The 16,409-nt window shown below is 69.8% G+C and carries 15 protein-coding genes; 7 read left to right on the forward strand and 8 right to left on the reverse strand.

Going from position 1 to position 16,409, the window contains the following annotated elements; all coding sequences use genetic code 11:
* Positions 1-4 precede the first annotated feature (4 nt).
* Positions 5-685, reverse strand: coding sequence for a hypothetical protein (locus BHQ18_RS09910; protein WP_069413430.1), 681 nt, complete (start codon positions 683-685; stop codon positions 5-7).
* A gap of 73 nt (positions 686-758) precedes the next feature.
* Between BHQ18_RS09910 and BHQ18_RS09915 the strand changes: the two genes are divergently transcribed.
* Genes BHQ18_RS09915 through BHQ18_RS09925 form a run of 3 tightly spaced genes read left to right on the forward strand, consistent with a single transcriptional unit; the run spans position 759 to position 6,190 of the window.
* A complete protein-coding gene (locus BHQ18_RS09915; RefSeq protein WP_069413431.1) occupies positions 759-2,267 on the forward strand; it encodes a carboxylesterase/lipase family protein in 1,509 nt (502 codons plus the stop codon).
* Between the two features lie 49 nt (positions 2,268-2,316).
* Positions 2,317-4,251, forward strand: coding sequence for a primary-amine oxidase (locus BHQ18_RS09920; protein WP_069413432.1), 1,935 nt, complete (start codon positions 2,317-2,319; stop codon positions 4,249-4,251).
* On the forward strand, positions 4,238-6,190 hold the full coding sequence (locus BHQ18_RS09925; RefSeq protein WP_069413433.1) for a DUF7064 domain-containing protein: 1,953 nt from the start codon (positions 4,238-4,240) through the stop codon (positions 6,188-6,190). The genes BHQ18_RS09920 and BHQ18_RS09925 overlap by 14 nt, the downstream gene beginning before the upstream one ends.
* A 22-nt stretch (positions 6,191-6,212) precedes the next feature.
* On the opposite strand, the gene BHQ18_RS09930 is transcribed toward BHQ18_RS09925, so the two are convergent.
* The 3 genes from BHQ18_RS09930 to BHQ18_RS09940 form a co-directional block, all read right to left on the reverse strand.
* Positions 6,213-6,539: a YnfA family protein gene (locus tag BHQ18_RS09930; RefSeq protein ID WP_069413434.1), complete on the reverse strand. Its 327-nt coding sequence runs from the start codon at positions 6,537-6,539 to the stop codon at positions 6,213-6,215.
* A gap of 88 nt (positions 6,540-6,627) precedes the next feature.
* Positions 6,628-7,512, reverse strand: coding sequence for an SCO6745 family protein (locus BHQ18_RS09935; protein ID WP_069413435.1), 885 nt, complete (start codon positions 7,510-7,512; stop codon positions 6,628-6,630).
* 54 nt (positions 7,513-7,566) lie between these two features.
* On the reverse strand, positions 7,567-8,271 hold the full coding sequence (locus BHQ18_RS09940) for a FadR/GntR family transcriptional regulator (RefSeq protein ID WP_069413436.1): 705 nt from the start codon (positions 8,269-8,271) through the stop codon (positions 7,567-7,569).
* 123 nt (positions 8,272-8,394) lie between these two features.
* Between BHQ18_RS09940 and BHQ18_RS09945 the strand changes: the two genes are divergently transcribed.
* Positions 8,395-8,901 (forward strand): gluconokinase, encoded by a 507-nt coding sequence (locus BHQ18_RS09945; protein WP_069413437.1) that lies wholly within the window; start codon positions 8,395-8,397, stop codon positions 8,899-8,901.
* Between the two features lie 67 nt (positions 8,902-8,968).
* Complete coding sequence (locus BHQ18_RS09950; protein WP_069413438.1) at positions 8,969-10,384, forward strand: GntP family permease; 1,416 nt, start codon at positions 8,969-8,971, stop codon at positions 10,382-10,384.
* Between the two features lie 3 nt (positions 10,385-10,387).
* Here BHQ18_RS09950 and BHQ18_RS09955 read toward each other — a convergent pair whose 3' ends face one another.
* From BHQ18_RS09955 to BHQ18_RS09965, 3 genes are read right to left on the reverse strand one after another with little or no spacing between them, the layout of a single operon-like run.
* Complete coding sequence (locus BHQ18_RS09955) at positions 10,388-10,861, reverse strand: RDD family protein (RefSeq protein ID WP_069413623.1); 474 nt, start codon at positions 10,859-10,861, stop codon at positions 10,388-10,390.
* A gap of 53 nt (positions 10,862-10,914) precedes the next feature.
* Complete coding sequence (locus tag BHQ18_RS09960) at positions 10,915-11,889, reverse strand: DoxX family protein (protein WP_069413439.1); 975 nt, start codon at positions 11,887-11,889, stop codon at positions 10,915-10,917.
* Positions 11,890-11,925: 36 nt separating this feature from the next.
* Entirely contained in the window at positions 11,926-12,426 is a 501-nt protein-coding gene (locus BHQ18_RS09965) for a DUF6328 family protein (RefSeq protein ID WP_109789244.1), read from the reverse strand.
* A gap of 93 nt (positions 12,427-12,519) precedes the next feature.
* Here BHQ18_RS09965 and BHQ18_RS09970 point away from each other — a divergent pair, with 93 nt between their 5' ends.
* A complete protein-coding gene (locus BHQ18_RS09970) occupies positions 12,520-13,917 on the forward strand; it encodes a xylulokinase (protein WP_069413440.1) in 1,398 nt (465 codons plus the stop codon).
* A 1-nt stretch (position 13,918) separates the two neighbouring features.
* Here the strand turns inward: BHQ18_RS09970 and BHQ18_RS09975 are convergent, their stop codons facing one another.
* Positions 13,919-14,839, reverse strand: a complete 921-nt coding sequence (locus BHQ18_RS09975; RefSeq protein ID WP_069413625.1) for a LysR family transcriptional regulator — start codon at positions 14,837-14,839, stop codon at positions 13,919-13,921.
* Between the two features lie 84 nt (positions 14,840-14,923).
* Here BHQ18_RS09975 and BHQ18_RS09980 point away from each other — a divergent pair, with 84 nt between their 5' ends.
* Entirely contained in the window at positions 14,924-16,405 is a 1,482-nt protein-coding gene (locus BHQ18_RS09980; protein WP_069413441.1) for an FGGY-family carbohydrate kinase, read from the forward strand.
* Positions 16,406-16,409: the final 4 nt, after the last annotated feature.

Consider the following 16,409-nt stretch of genomic DNA (forward strand, 5'->3'; position numbering starts at 1 on the left):
CTGTTCAGCACTGGAACCTCTCGCCGATTTGCGGGGGCGCGCTGACCGGCTGCAGGCAGCCGAACGGCTCGATGCCGGCGTCGCTGAACTTCACCGCGGACCGGTTGGCGGAGTCGGCGCAGAACAGCCCGGCCGCATCGGAGCGGCAGCGGAAGTCGCCGAAGGACAGCAGCTGCCCGTACGGCAGTTCGGGCCCTTCCCCGGCGGTGAACCGGCCGGGGTCACCGTGCACCGACCCGACCGTGACGCTGCTGCCGTCGTAGTCGACCCAGCCGCCCTTCCACTCGCCGTAGGCGTCGGCCGGGCGCGGTGGCGGATCGAGCAGATCCACCAGGCACGCCAGCGCGCCGTCGGCGCGTTGTGCGGTCATGCACGTGGTCTTGCCGGACGGCGTGGTGAACGCGACGTCCTGCCCGAGTTCGGTGACCTGACCCTCGCGGGTGGCCTCGCGGTAGGCCGCGACGTCGGCGGGAGCGCCGGCCTCGATCCAGGCGAGCACGCCGTCGATCGGTGCGCCCGGCGCCGGCGCCGCGGTCGGGGTGGGCCCGCCCGACGACGTGGTGGTGCCCGACGGCGCGCTCGCCGACGGGGCCGGCGGGATCGGTTCGATCCGGTCCGGCTGACCGCCCGTCGTCGACGAACACCCGGCCACCAGCACGGACGCGATCAGCACCGCCATTCGCATACCGGCCAGGCTAGCGGGCCGACACACAATCCCTGACCAGGCGCGGCGGAGGACCATTCGCTACCGTCGGGTGATGCACGAACACACCGTCCGCGCAACGATCACCTCCGGAACCATCGAAGGATTCACCCGCGATGGCGTGAACCGGTGGCGCGCGGTGCCGTATGCCCGCCCGCCCGTGGGCCCGCTGCGGCTACGCGCCCCGCAGCCGGTGCAGCCGTGGCGGGGTGTGCGGTACTGCCACGGATACGGCAACTGCGCACCCCAGCAGCGCATGTACACCCTGCTCGCGCCCGGCAAGTACCAGCCGATGAGCGAGGACTGCCTGACGCTCAACGTCGTCGCCCCCAAGCGGCCGCCGCAGTCCCCGCTGCCGGTGATGGTGTTCATCCACGGCGGCGGCTACTTCATGGGCAGTTCGGCCACCCCGATCTACGACGGCGCCTCGCTGGCCCGCAACGGCTGCGTGTACATCTCGGTCAACTACCGGTTGGGCGCGCTGGGCTGTCTGGACCTGACCTCGCTCTCGGACGCCGAGCACACCTTCGACGACAACCTGTACCTGCGCGACCTGGTGATGGCGCTGCGCTGGGTGCGCGACAACGCCGCGGTGTTCGGCGGCGACCCGGACAACGTGACGATCTTCGGCGAGAGCGCAGGCGCGCACGCGGTCGCCACCCTGCTGGCCGTACCCGCCGCGAAAGGCCTTTTCGCTCAGGCGATCTCGGAGAGCCCGGCGGCCGGCATGGTACGCACCCCGGAGGTGGCGCGCCAGTACGCGACGCGGTTCGCCGCGCTGCTCGGCGCCGAGGAGGGTGAGGGCGCCGCCGCGGTGATGGCCGCGCGGCCCGCCGATCTGGTCCAGGCGTTCGAACGACTGGTCCGACAGGGGCAGCGGGAGATGCTCGGCGCCTTCGCCGCCGGACCCACCAGCGGCAGCGACTACCTGCCCGTCGACCCGGTCGAGGCGATGCGCGCAGGCACCGCGCACCGGGTGCCGCTGATCGTCGGAACGAACGCCGAGGAGGCCCGCCTGTTCGGCCGCTTCCTCAAACTGCTGCCCATGTCGGAGCCGATGATCGAACGCCTGCTCGCCGAGGCCGGAGCCGAGGAACGCGAACGGATCACCGCCGCCTACCCCGGATATCCCGGCGAAGCCGCATGCGTGCAGTTCGGCGGTGACTTCGCGTTCGGCTCGGCGGCATGGCAGATCGCCGAGGCGCACAGCAGGCATGCGCCGACCTACCTCTACCGCTACGACTACGCGCCGCGCCCGCTGCGCTGGTCGGGCCTGGGCGCCACGCACGCCACCGAACTGCTCGCGGTGTTCGACGTCTATAGGTCGAAGTTCGGCAGGCTGCTGACCGCCGCCGGTGACCGGCGCACCGCGCTGAAGGTCAGCGACGACGTGCAGCGCCGGTGGCGCGAGTTCGCCCGCACCGGGGAGCCGGGCGCGGACTGGCCGGCCTACACCAGCGCCGACCGCGCCGTGCGGGTCTTCGACAGCCGTCCGCGCACCGAATACGATCCGCACGCCGCGCGCCGGCAGGCCTGGGAGAACTTCTCGCTGGCCGCGCGCTGACCCGTCGGAATCGGCGGCCGCCGACGCGCGAATGTGGTTGCGTTAGCCCGTGGCTCACCCTCTGGATCCCCTCAGCAGCGACGAATTCGCGGCCGTCGCTTCGATGCTGCATCGCGACCACGGCGTCGGTGACGGGTGGCGCTTCGCGTCGGTCGAACTCGCCGAACCCGACAAGGCGCAGATCCTGGCGTTCGAGAGCGCAGGGGCGGCACCGCCGCGGCGCGCGACCGTCGTTTGCCTACATCGCGGCAGCAACGCCACCTACAAGGCCGTGGTGTCGCTGTCGGAGGCCCGAGTCGAGTCGTTCACCCACATCCCGGGGGTGCAGCCAAACTTCACCGTCGACGAGTTCGCCGAGTGTGACCAGCTGCTGCGCACCCATCCCGATGTCATTGCCGCGCTTGCCGCCCGAGGCATCACCGACATGGATCTGGTGTTCTTCGACACCTGGACCTACGGTCGGGCTGTCGCGCCGCCGAACTACCGCGACCGCAGGATCGGCTGGTCGGACACCTGGCTCCGGGCCGCCCCGGGCGCCAACCCCTACGCGCATCTGGTCAGCGGCCTGCACTGCGTCATCGACCTCAACGCCATGGAACTGCTCGAGGTCGAAGACGCCGGTGAGGTCGAAATCCCGTCGGTGATGGGTGAATACGTGCCCTCGCTGATTCCGGAGAGCATCCGCGCGCGGTCGCATCGCGAACCGCTCAAGCCCCTGCACATCACCCAGCCCGAGGGCCCGTCGTTCACGCTCGACGGCAACCTGCTGCGGTGGCAGAACTGGTCGCTGCGGATCGGGTTCAACTACCGCGAGGGCATGGTGCTGCACACCGTGCGCTACCGCGACGGCGACCGGGATCGCTCTGTGGCGCACCGGTTGTCGTTCGCGGAGATGATCGTGCCCTACCGCGACCCGAGCGTCGACCACTATCGGCGCACCGCATTCGACATCGGCGAGTGGGGGCTCGGCTTCATGACCACCTCACTGGAGCTGGGCTGCGACTGTCTAGGCGAAATCCGTTATCTGGACGCGGTTCTGCACAACAGCAAGGGTGAGCCGTACACGATCCGCAACGCGATCTGCATCCACGAGGAAGACAACGCGGTGCTGTGGAAGCACGTCGACCCCGACATCGGGGCGGAGATCCGACGGATGCGGCGCCTGACGGTGTCCTTCCACGTCACCGTCGCCAACTACGAGTACCTGGTCTACTGGCGGTTCCACCAGGACGGCAACATCGAGTGCGAAGTCCGCGCGACCGGCATCATGGTGACCACACCGCTGGCGCCCGGACAGCCGCACCCGAACGGGACGCTGGTCGACGAGCGCACGTACGCGCCCTTCCACCAACACTTTCTGGTGGCCCGCCTCGACATGGACGTCGACGGCGCCGACAACACGGTGTACGTGTCCGAGTCCCACGCCGAACCGACGGGACCGGACAATCCGCACGGCCTGTCGCTGGTCACCCGCGACGTGCCGCTGCGGACGGAAAGCGAGGCCAAACAGGACGTCGACTTCGCCACCCAACGCGGGTGGAAGGTCGTCAACACGAACGTCGTCAATGCGCTGGGTGGTCACCCGGCATACCAGCTGGTGCCCGGTGGAGCTATCCCGTCGATGTTTGCTTCCGACTCGCCGGTGCTGCAGCGCGCCGCGGTGATCGGCCACACCCTGTGGGTGACGCCGAACCATCCCGACGAACGTTGGCCCGCAGGAGAATTCGTCAACCAGTCGGCACGTGACTCGGGGCTAGGGGTGTGGACGGCGGCCGACCGGTCCGTCGAAAACACCGACGTCGTGCTGTGGTATGTATTCGGCATCCACCACATCACGCGGCCGGAGGACTGGCCCGTGATGCCGGTCGACGTCGTATCGTTTTGGCTCAAGCCGTTCGGTTTCTTCGACCGCAACCCCGCGCTGGACGTGGTGGCCACGGCGCCTGATATGTGTCACACGGAGGTCACCAGTGCCCATCACTGACGTCATCGAGCGACCCGCCGACCTGACCTCTGAATGGCTGGCGTCGGCGCTGGGCGCTCCGGTCACGGAGTTCACCTTCGAGCGCATCGGGACCGGTCAGATGAGCGAGTGCTACCGCATCGCGCTGGGCTACGGCGAGGCCGGGCAGGGACCGTCGTCGGTGGTCCTCAAGGTCGCCGCCACCGATCCGGTCAGCCGCCAGACCGGCCTGGCGCTGGGCCTGTACGAGCGAGAGGTGCGCTTCTACACCGACATCGCACCGCGGATCGGCGGTCCGGTGGCGCCGTGTTTCTCCTCGGCGTTCGACGGTGAGTCCGGCGCGTTCCACCTGCTGCTCGGCGACGCGGGCCCCGCGGTCGTGGGCGACGAGATCCGCGGTGCGTCGCCCGAGCGGGCGATGCTGGCGCTGGCCGAACTGGGCCGGCTGCACGGGCCGCTGCTCAACGATCCGGCCGCCGCCAGCGCCGACTGGCTCAACCGCGAGGCGCCGGTCAACCAGGCGCTGATCACCCAGCTCTACGCCGGGTTCGCCGAGCGCTACGCCGACCAGATCGCCCCCGAGCACCGGGTGGTGTGCGAGCGGCTGGTGGCCGGCTTCGACGCGTATCTGGAAGGGGAGTCGGCAGCCGACCGCGTGATGGGCCTGGTGCACGGCGACTACCGGCTCGACAACATGCTGTTCGGGCAGCCGGGCGCCGACCGGGCGCTGACGGTCGTCGACTGGCAGACGGTGACGTGGGGGCCTGCGCTGACCGACGTCGCGTACTTTTTGGGCTGCGCACTGCCGGTCGAGGTGCGGCGCGCGCACTACGACGCGCTGCTGGACTCGTACCACGGGGCGCTGGGGTCGTCCCTGAGCCGCGAGGACGTGCGCGACGGGGTGCGCAGGCAGAGCTTCTTCGGGGTGATGATGGCCATCATCTCCTCGATGCTGGTGGAGCGGACCGAGCGCGGCGACGAGATGTTCATGACGATGCTGCGGCGGCACTGCCAGCATGTGCTCGACGTGGACGCGTTGAGCGTGCTGCCGGAGCCGACGGTGCCCGAGCCGTTGACCCCGGCCGCCGAGGACGAGGTCGCGCACCCGCCCGGCGAGGAGCCGCTGTGGAACGAGAGCTGGTACTTCGACCTGGTCGACGCAGGCCAGGGGATCGGGGTGTGGGTGAGGCTCGGGCTGTACCCGAACCTGGACACGTCGTGGATCAACGGCCTGGTGTGCGGTCCGGACATGCCGACCTATGCGCTGATCGACTTCAAGGGCGACGGGCCGATCGAACTCGACCTCGACCCCGCCGAGCCGCTGCGGACCTACCGGGTGACCATGCGCGGGCGCGGCGAGGCCTTCGACGACCCGGCGGGGCTGCTACGCGGCGAGCAGGGCAGGCCCGTCGAGGTGGCGATGGAGTTGGTGTGGCACACCGCGGGCACGCCGTACCTGTACCGGGTGACCCCGCGCTACGAGATCCCGTGCACGGTGTCGGGCCGCGTCACCGTCGACGGCCGCGAGTTCGAGTTCACCGACGTGCCCGGCCAGCGCGACCACTCGTGGGGTGTGCGCGACTGGTGGGCGATGGACTGGGTGTGGAGCGCGCTGCATCTCGACGACGGCACCCGGTTGCACGGTGTCGACATCCGGATTCCCGGCGCGCCGGCGTTCGGCGTGGGCTACGTGCAGACCCGCGGCCAGTCGCTGCTCGAGTCGCAGACCGTGACGGCGTCGCAGGAGACGTTCGCGGACAACGGTTTACCGTTGCAGACCACGCTGGCGCTCAATCCCGGCGACGTGGTCGCGACGTTCGAGGCCAAGGGTCACGCGCCGGTGGCGTTGACGTCGACCGACGGCCGGGTCAGTCACTTTCCGCGCGCGTGGGGCACCGTCGCCACCGCCGACGGCCGCACGGGTGTGGGCTGGCTGGAATGGAACCGCAACCAGCGCTAGGGCTTTTGTCGGTGAGCGTGCGCTAACGCGGCGCGTACATGATCAGCCCGACTCCGAGCAGGCAGATCAGGGCGCCGGTGACATCCCAGCGGTCGGGTCGGAAGCCGTCGGCCACCATGCCCCAGGCCAGCGATCCGGCGATGAAGACCCCGCCGTAGGCGGCCAGCACCCGACCGAAGTGCGCGTCCGGTTGAAACGCCGCGATGAACCCGTACGCGCCGAGCGCCATCACCCCGGCGCCGATCCACCACCAGCCGCGGTGCTCACGCACGCCCTGCCACACCAGCCACGCGCCGCCGATCTCGAGGATCGCGGCGAGCACGAACAGCAGGACCGACTTCAGCACCATCACGTCGCTCAGCCTGCCGTGAGCGTGCGCAAACCGCCGCAAAGCGACGGCGTGTCGTGTTCAAACGCGCACGTTCGCGCCAACGGGGTCAGAGGTGGGCGCTGTCGTCGTTCAGGTCGTCGCGGTTCAGGCCCATCGGAGTGGCGGCGGGCAGGTCACCGCCGGCGACCACCCTGCGGGTGATCGGGGTGAGCGCCCGGAACAGCGCCTCCACCTCGGCGTCGTCGAGCGCGTCGAGCACGCCGAGCGCCAACCGGTCGGTGTGGTCCTCGATGCGCTGCTTGAGCTCGCGGCCGGCGTCGGTCAGCTCATCGCCGTCGAGCAGACCCCGCGCTGCGAGCCGGTCGCGGTAGAACTGCCACTGCTCGTCGTCGTAGTCGCGGCTGCGCATGATCATCTCGCGCGGCGCCCGGCCCGCGGCGGCGTGCAGCACATTGCTCTCGCGGCCGGCGACGCCTTCGGCGACGAGCACCGCGATGTGCCCGTCGCCGCGTTGTTCACGCAGCAGCGTGGTCGCGTGCCACAACTTGGCCAGCGGTTCGTCGGGCCACGGCAACGCCGCGTTGGCCGCGAACAGCGGGCGCCCGTCCAACGGCGCGGCCGCGGCGGCCTTGGCGGCCAGGTCCGCGGCGGTGCGCACGTCATCGTCATCGTCGTCGACGCCGTAGCGACGCAGCGCCGCGACCGCCGACTCCTGGCGCGCGGCCAACGCCTCGGCCGGCGGTGCGACGTCCCACGCCGCGGGCAGCGCCTTGGCGACGCGGTGCGGCGCGAAGTTGTAGAACGCCGCGGTCACCACTTCCGGCGCCACCACGCCGAACGGCGCCGAGCGCGCCGCGAAGTAGCCCATCCAGAAGCCCTTGTAGCCCAACGCGTCGAGCGCTGCGCGGGCCTCGGGAGCAAAGTAGGTGACGGCGTGCACGGGTTCGAGTCGATCGAAGAAGCGGCGCGCCAGCGTCGGTTGCCTGTCCACGTCCGCAGTTAACCATCGTGGGCGACGGTCGATTCCGCGGGACCCGGTGAAACGCTAGAGCTCCTCGGAGACAGCCAGACTCGCCTCGTCGATGATCGCGCGCATCGCCTGCTCGGCGGCGGCCTCGTCGCGCATCCTGATCGCCCGCGCCACCTGATCGTGTAGGTCGACGGCGGCGGGATTCGGCGTCGTCGGCATCATCCCGTGATGGGTGCGCCCGGCCAGCACTTCAGCGACCACACCGTCGAGCGCGCGGAACATCTCGTTGCCGCTGGCCTCCAGCAGGGTGCGGTGAAACAGCTTGTCCGCCTCCAGGTATGCCTCCAGGTCGCCGGCCCGCCCGTGTACCACCATGTCCGAGACGGCGGCGGCCATCAGCCGGCACTGGTCCGGGTCGGCGCGGCGCGCCGCCAACGCCGCGGCGGCCGGTTCGAACCCGCGCCGCAACTCCGACAGCGACAGCAGCTGCGCGGCGCGGTCGGCGGAGTCCAGCCGCCAGCGGATCAGCAGCGGGTCGAACACGTTCCACTTGTGCGCAGGCTGCACCGTGATTCCGACCCGGCGCCGCGATTCGACCATGCCCATCGACTCGAGCACCCGCACCGCCTCACGTACGACGCTGCGCGACAAACCGTGCTGTGCGCTCACCGCGTCCAGGGTCAGCACATCGCCGGCCGCGTATTCGCCGGAGACGATCGCGGTCCCCAGCGCGGCAAGCAGACTGCCGTGCAGTGCACCGACATTCGGCCCAGACACCACGCATACATCCTGTCATAGCTTTGCTGACGCGGATATAAACAGATGATTTCGTGATGCTGTTGCAATCGTATGCCTTTTGCGGCATGCTGTGTGACGCCAAACACAACTGGGTAGGCGGTGGAAATGGCGTCACCAATCGTCGTGATGGGCGTGTCGGGATCAGGAAAATCGACCGTCGGGGCGGCGCTGGCGCAGCGGCTGCGCGTGCCGTTCGCCGACGCCGACGACTTCCACCCACCGGCCAACATCGCCAAGATGACCGCGGGCGAGGCCCTCGACGACGACGACCGCTATCCGTGGCTGGAAGCGATCGGGGAGTGGCTGGCCGAGCGCTGCACCACCGGCGGGGTGATGAGTTGCTCCGCGCTCAAACGCAAGTACCGCGACCAACTGCGCCGGCACTGCCCCGAGGTCGAGCTTCTTCATCTGCGCGGCACGCCGGAGGTCATCGGCCGGCGCCAGGCCAGCCGCCCTGGCCACTTCATGCCTTCGTCGCTGCTGAAGTCGCAGTTCGAAACCCTCGAACCGCTCGAAGCCGACGAGCGCGGTGTCGACATCGACGTCGACCAGAGCATCGACGGGATCATCGACACCTACGTCGCCGCCACCGGCGGCGACCAGGAGTCCTGAGCACCCCCAACGACGTTCACCAGCAACTCTTTTCGACCGCACCAGTCCCACAGACCCCGGAGGACTCATGGAAGCAATGGACCCGGCATACGGCGCCACCACCCTGCTGCTGATCGCGGCGGGCGCGGTCGCAGTGCTGCTCTTCCTCATCATGAAGGTCAAGATGCACGCGTTCGTGGCGCTCGTGCTGGTCAGCGTGCTGACGGCGCTGGCCGCGGGCATCCCGGTCAGCGACGTGCCGTCGGCGTTGACGTTCGGGTTCTCCAACACCCTCGGCTCGGTGGCCCTGCTGGTCGGCTTCGGCGTGATGATCGGCAGGCTGCTCGAGATCACCGGCGGCGCGCAGGTGCTCGCCGACACGCTGATCGGCCGGTTCGGCGAGAAGCGCGCACCGTTCGCGCTCGGTGTCGCCGCCCTGATCTTCGGCTTCCCGATCTTCTTCGACGCCGGGTTGGTGGTGTTCCTGCCGATCATCATGACCGTCGCGCGCCGCTTCGGCGGGTCGCTGCTGTTCTACGGGCTGCCGGCCGCCGGCGCGTTCGCCGCCATGCACGCGCTGGTCCCGCCGCACCCCGGTCCCGTCGCCGCCGCCGAAGCCCTGGAAGCCAGCATCGGCCTGACCCTGGTGATCGGCGTCCCGATGGCGGTGGTGTCCTGGTACATCGGCGTGATGCTGGTGTCGCGGGTACTCGGCCGGCGGATCCACGTCGACGTCCCGACCGCGTTGTTCGGCGAGATCAACGACGGACGCACCGGCGACGCCGACGGCACCGGTGCCACGGCGACCGCCACCCGCACGGTCCCGTCGTTCATCACGGTGCTCGGCGTGCTGCTTCTGCCGTTCGTGTTGATCGCGTTCAACACCGTTCTCGACACGTTGATCACCGCGGGTGTGATCGAAGACGCCACCTGGGCGCAGTATCTGATGCTGTTGGGCAACACCAGCATTGCCCTGCTCATCACGGTCATCGTGGCCGGCGTGGTGCTCGGCCTGCGTGGCGGCCGCTCGATGGGCGAGGTGGGCGACATCTTCGACAAGGCGCTGGGCCCGATCTGCTCGATCATCCTGATCACCGGCGCGGGCGGCATGTTCGGCGGTGTGCTCCGGCTCAGCGGAATCGGCAGCGCACTGACCGATTCGCTGTCGGGGCTCGGCATGTCGCTGATCGTGCAGGCCTTCATCATCTCCACCCTTCTGCGGGTGGCGCAGGGCTCGGCGACCGTCGCGCTGACGACGACGGCGGGCCTGCTCAGCGCGGCCGCCGCCGATGCGGCGCTGGGCAGTGTTCAGCTCACGCTGCTGGTCATCGCGATCGCCGCGGGCGCCACAGTGCTGTCGCACGTCAACGACTCGGGGTTCTGGTTGGTCAGCCGGTTCTTCGGAATGGACGTCAAGACCACGTTCAAGACGTGGACCGTCATGGAGACCACGCTGGGGCTGACCGCGTTCGGGCTCAGCCTGATCGTGTGGCTGCTGGTCTGAAATTCAGCCCTTGACGACCTGGGTGCCGCCGGCCAGCTGATCGTGCTTGCCCTGCTTGGTCGGGCTGCCGCTGATCGTCACCGCGATGACGACGATCGCGATGAAGCCGAGCAGACCGCCCACGAACGGGATGACCGGCAGCACCGTCCAGGAGTTGCGGATCGCCGACTGGGCCGCGGTCGGCTTCGGCGCACCGCCCGGGCCGAGGACCCGCAGCCCCAGCAGCTTCTTACCCAGCGTCGACCCGGTCGTGGTCTCGAAGGCGAAGAAGTACACGAACATCAGCACACCGGTGAACACGCCGGTCACCAGGATGCTCGACTCGTTGTCGGTGAACATCGCCAGCAGCCAGCTGACGATGCCGACGATGATCCCGTCGATGAACCGGGCGAGCCACCGCAGCAGCAATCCGCCGGGACGGCCCGCAGGGGGCGCGCCGTAGGGTCCGGGCTGGTATTCGAATTCGGGGCTAGTCACGGCCGCCAATCTACCGCCGATCCCGTCGCCCCCGGGCCGCTTCGATGAGGCGATCAGCGCAGTTTGCGCTGCTGCCGCTTGGCTTCCTTACGGGCCTGCTTGGCCTGCTTGCGGGACTTCTCGGCGAGTTCCTGCGCGCGACCGCGAGCGGTCTCGGCGAGTTCCGGTGCACGGTCGCGGGCCACGTCGGCCCACTCCGAACCGCGTTCGCGCGCAACGTCGGCGAGCACCGCGCTGCGCTTGCGGGCGACGTCGGCCAACTCGGGTCCGCGTTCGCGGGCGACGTCGGCGAGTTCGGTGCCGCGCTTGCGCGCCCGGTCGGCGATCTCCGGTCCGCGTTCGCGGGCCACGTCGGCGAGTTCGGCGCCACGCTTGCGGGCCAGTTCCGCGAACTCGGGTCCGCGTTCGCGCGCGACCTCGGCGAGCTCGGTGCCCCGTTCGAGCGCGACGTGGGCGATCTCGCGACCGCGTTCGGCGCCGACCTGCAGTCCGTGGCTGACCTTGTCGGCCAGCGCGCTGTCGCCGAGCGCCCCGCCCGCCGCCGCTCCGGCCGGCAGTGCCGACGTGACCGCCTCGGAAACCTTGTGCGCCGTCTGACGACCGCGCCAGCCCAGCGATGGTTTGCCCTCGGTGTCCACCGCGGCGATGATCAGCCCGCCGATGAGGCTGACGTCGGTGATGAACGCACGCCGCTCCTCAGCCTTACGCGCAGGGTCGGTCTCGTTCCAGAAGGTGTGCCCGCCAAGGCTGCCCGGGACGACGCTGACCGCCAGCGCTGCCGATGCCAGCCGCGGAAGTTTGCCGCTGGCCAGGAGCAGGCCACCGCCGATCTGCACGGCGGCGGTCACCTTGGCGACCGTCTCGGCGTTGGCGGGCACGTTGGTGCCGACCGGGTCGGGCAGCTTGCTCAGCCCCTCCAGGGTGGGACGGGCGGCGTCGGCCGCCGGCTTGGGACTGCGGAGCGCTTCGACCCCCCGGGCGATGAAGGCAGCTGACAGCATCGGGCGCGCGATACGACGGATCAACATGGGCCATGTGTTCCCGGACCGCAGCTGTCACAAACGTCAATGCGCATCGCGCATGCGCCCGCGCAGCGGCAACACGAACCAGAACAGCCCCAGCGTCGTCAGGCTGACAGCTCCCGCGATCCACGCCGCGGGCCGGTTGCCGACGGCGTCGAAGATGATCGTGGCGACTCCGGCAAGGGCGACGCCGAGCAACAGCAGGCCGATGATCGCGTACCGGTGTCCGCTGGCCACCAGCGTCTTCATCCGCCGCCGACGGAACAGTAGTCGGTGCATGCTCACCGGGGCGATCAGCAAGATCGTGGCGCCGATCGAGCAGACCACGGTGGACAGGTACACCATGCGCATCGTGGTGTCGAGGTCGTCGAAATGATCCGAGAACGGCAGGATCAACAGAAAGCCGGTCAGCAGCTGAACACCGGTCTGCGCGACCCGCAGTTCCTGCAGCAAATTCGACCAATTCCGGTCCAGCCGTTGTAGTTCGGTCTCGCCGCGGCCGTCGTCCCAGTACGCACTCGCCTCGGGGTCCTCGTTTTGCACACCTGATTCTCGCAGTCGCGGCGGTGCGCCACCGTCGAAAGTGCATAGTCGCCGAGCAGCCCCGGTGGGCGGCAGCGTAGTAGCTTCGCAGGCGTGACTCTCGTTGCGGGCATCGACTCCTCCACCCAGTCCTGCAAGGTGCTGATCTGCGATGCGGACACCGGTGCGGTTGTGCGCTCCGGATCGGCCCCGCATCCGGACGGGACCGAAGTCGACCCGCAGCAGTGGTGGGTGGCGCTCGAGTCGGCGGTGTCGGCTGCCGGCGGCCTCGACGACGTCGCCGCGGTCTCGGTGGGCGCCCAGCAGCACGGCATGGTGTGTCTGGGCGACGACGGCCGGGTGGTGCGGGAGGCCTTGCTGTGGAACGACACCCGCTCGAGCGCGGCCGCCGTGCAGTTGCTCGACGAACTCGGCGGTCGGAGGCAGTGGGCCGAGCGCATCGGGGTGGTGCCGGTCGCGTCGATCACCGCGACCAAGCTGCGCTGGCTCACCGACCACGAACCGGCTCACGCCGACGCGACGGCCGCGGTGTGCCTGCCCCACGACTGGCTGACCTGGCGCCTGAGCGGCTCCACCGACATCGACGATCTGCGCACCGATCGCAGCGACGCCAGCGGTACCGGCTACTTCTCCTCGGAGACAGGCGAATACGATCTCGAGCTGCTGGAGATGGCGATGCGCGGGCGACGTCCGCTCGTGCCGGCCGTGCTGGGACCGCGGGACCCGGCAGGACAGACCGTGCGGGGTGCGCGCCTGGGCGCCGGTGCGGGCGACAACGCGGCGGCCGCGCTGGGCCTGGGTGCCGATCAGGGCGACTGCGTGCTGTCGCTGGGGACCTCGGGCGTCGTCAGCGCGGTCGGCAACGTCGCACCTCGTGATCCGGAAGGTGTGGTGGCCGCATTCGCCGACGCGACCGGCCGGCAACTGCCGCTGGTGTGCACGCTCAACGGCGCCCCGGTCCTGGCCGCTGTCGCGCGGATGCTGGGCGTCGAGTTCGACGAGCTGGACCGCCTGGCACTGTCCGCCGATCCCGGCGCCGAAGGCCTGGTTCTGGTGCCGTATTTCGAGGGTGAGCGTTCGCCCAACCTGCCCGGTGCCGCCGGCGCCCTGCACGGTGCGAACACCCGAAACCTGACACCGGCCAACGTCGCCCGCGCCGCGGTCGAGGGTCTGCTGAGTTCGATGGCGTACTGCGTCGAGAAGATCACCGCCCACGGCGTCGACGTGCGCGACGTCATCCTCACCGGCGGGGGCGCCCGCTCGGAGGCGGTGCGGCGGATCGCGCCCGCGCTGCTCGGGGTGACGGTTCGCGTGCCGACACCGGCCGAGTATGTCGCGCGGGGTGCCGCCCGTCAGGCGGCATGGGCGCTGTCAGAGCAGGATTCGCCGCCGCAGTGGACGCTCGAGGACGTACAGACCTACGGCGCGCAGCCGACGCCTGCGGTACTCGAGCAGTACCGCGCCGCTCAGCCGCTGACGCTGGGGCAGTAGCTCACCGCGCGGCCTCGGGTCGGGGCCATTCGGCGGGTGGCACGGGCGCACCCGGTGGTGGGCAGATCCGGTCGAGGATCGCCCGCAGCGGCGGCCAGACCGCGCGGCCGCGCCGGGTCACGGCGTAGGCGGTAAGCACCGGTTGCGGATCGCGCAGCGGCAGCACCTTGACCCCGGCGCTGGTCGGTCGGCCCAGCGGCAACAGGCCGACGCCGTATCCCGCGGTGATCAGTTCCTCGACCAGGTCGAGGCTGTCGATCTCGTGTGCGATGCGCGGTGCGAACCCGGCCAGCGCCGCCAGCGTCCTGACCGCATCCTCGTCAGCGGTGTTGCGGGAGTTCACGATCCAGGTGTAGTCGGCGTACGACGCGAAATCGGCGGGACCGTCGGGGAAGGTGTGGGGTACCCCGAGCCCCCAGGTGATCGACCACAGCGGCACCGTCTCCAGCAGCGGTCCCGGCGATGCGGGCGCCAGGTTGTAGTCGTAGGTCAGCGCCAGATCCAGGCGGTCGTCGTTGAGCAGCGCGAACGCCTCGAGCGGTTCGTACTCGCTGATGATCAACTCGACCCCCGGATGGGTTTCGGCCAGTTCGGCCACCGTCGGCAACAGCGAAACCCGGATGCCGGTGGCGAAGCCGCCGACCCGCACCACACCGGCGGGTTCGGCGTCGGGATCGAGGTCCAGCCGGGCGCTGTCGATCGCGGCCAGGATCGTCACTGCGTGGTCGGCCAGCCGCCGGCCGGCCGGTGTCAGCCGCACCCGGCGGCCTTCGGGTTCGATGAGTTGCGCACCGGTTTCCTTTGCCAGCGCCGCGATTTGCTGCGACACCGTGGACGTGGTCAGCCCGTAGGTCTCGGCGACCGCGCGCATGGACCCCAGCCGCGACAGTGCGAGCAGAAGTTGGAGGCGCCGGGTGTCCACACGCCCCATTGTTCATGGTTTCGCGACGGTACCGGACAGTCGATGCGGGTCTTGGGCGCCGGGGTCTGACGTAGGGTCTATCGCGTGCAGCTGCTGCTCGGGATCGACATGGGGACGGGAAGCACGAAGGGTGTTCTCGTCGACACCTCGGGAGCGGTGCTTGCTTCCGAGACGATTCCGCACTCGATGGATCTGCCGAGGCCGGGCTGGGCCGAGGTCGACGCCGAGGCGGTGTGGTGGCACGAGGTCTGTGCCATCAGCCGCGCGCTGATGGCACAGATGCCCAGCGGGAGCGTCCTCGGCGCGATGTGCGTCAGCGGTGTGGGCCCCTGCCTGGTGCTGTGCGACGAGGATCTGCGGCCGCTGCGGCCGGCCATCCTGTACGGCGTGGACACCCGCGCCACCGCCGAGATCGATTCACTGACAGCCGAGTTCGGCGAGCAGAACATCATGGACCAGGCGGGCACACTGCTGTCGAGCCAGGCGGTCGGGCCCAAACTGGAGTGGGTGCGCCGGCACGAGCCCGAGGTGTTCGAACGCGCCAGGGGATGGTACGGGTCCAACTCCTACATCGCCGCGAAGCTGACCGGCGAATACGTGATGGACCACCACACCGCGAGCCAGTGTGACCCGATGTACGTCACGCGGGATTTCGACTGGAATCACCAGTGGGCCCACCGCCTGTGCGGGCACCTCCCGTTGCCGCGGTTGGTGTGGCCCAGTGAGGTGGTGGGCACGGTGAGCGCCGTGGCCGCCGAGGCGACGGGTGTTCCTGCCGGTACACCGCTGGCGGCCGGCGCGGTCGACGCCTATTCCGAGGCGTTCTCGGTCGGTGTGCGGTCGCCGGGGGACCGGATGCTGATGTACGGCTCGACGATGTTTCTGGTGCAGGTCATCGACGAGTACTACAGCGATCCGGCGCTGTGGGTCACCGCGGGCGTGGATCGCGGCACGCTGGCGTTGGCCGCGGGCACGTCGACGGCGGGCAGCCTGATCGGCTGGCTGCAGACGGTGACCGGCGGTGCGTCGTTCGACGAACTGATGGCCGAAGCGCAGCAGGTGCCGCCGGGCAGCGAAGGGCTGCTGGTGTTGCCGTACCTGGCGGGTGAGCGCACCCCGGTGTTCGATCCGCGGGCCAGGGGCGTCGTCGCGGGGCTGACCCTGCGGCACGGCCGGGGCCACCTGTTCCGGGCTGCCTACGAAGGCATTTCGTTCGGAATCCGCCAGATTCTCGAGCGGTTCGACGATGCGCACGTCGATGCCCGCACCGTCGCGGTGGGCGGTGGGCTCCGCAGCCCGATCTGGGCCCAGGCCGTCAGCGACATCACCGGGCGCTCGCAGCTGGTGCCGGAACAGGCCATCGGCGCCAGCTACGGCGACGCGCTGCTCGCCGGTATCGGTGCGGGGTTGGTGCCACCCGAGACCGATTGGGCCAGAATCGCGCGTGAGATCACGCCCGATCCGGGGAACCGGCGACTCTACGACGAGCTCTACGAGGTGTGGCGTGAGCTGTATCCCGCCACCAGGGACCAGGTGCACCGCCTGACGGCCATGGACCCGTCCTGAGTGG

Origin of the sequence: Mycolicibacterium flavescens, assembly GCF_001722335.1 — a bacterium.
Taxonomy (GTDB): domain Bacteria; phylum Actinomycetota; class Actinomycetes; order Mycobacteriales; family Mycobacteriaceae; genus Mycobacterium; species Mycobacterium flavescens.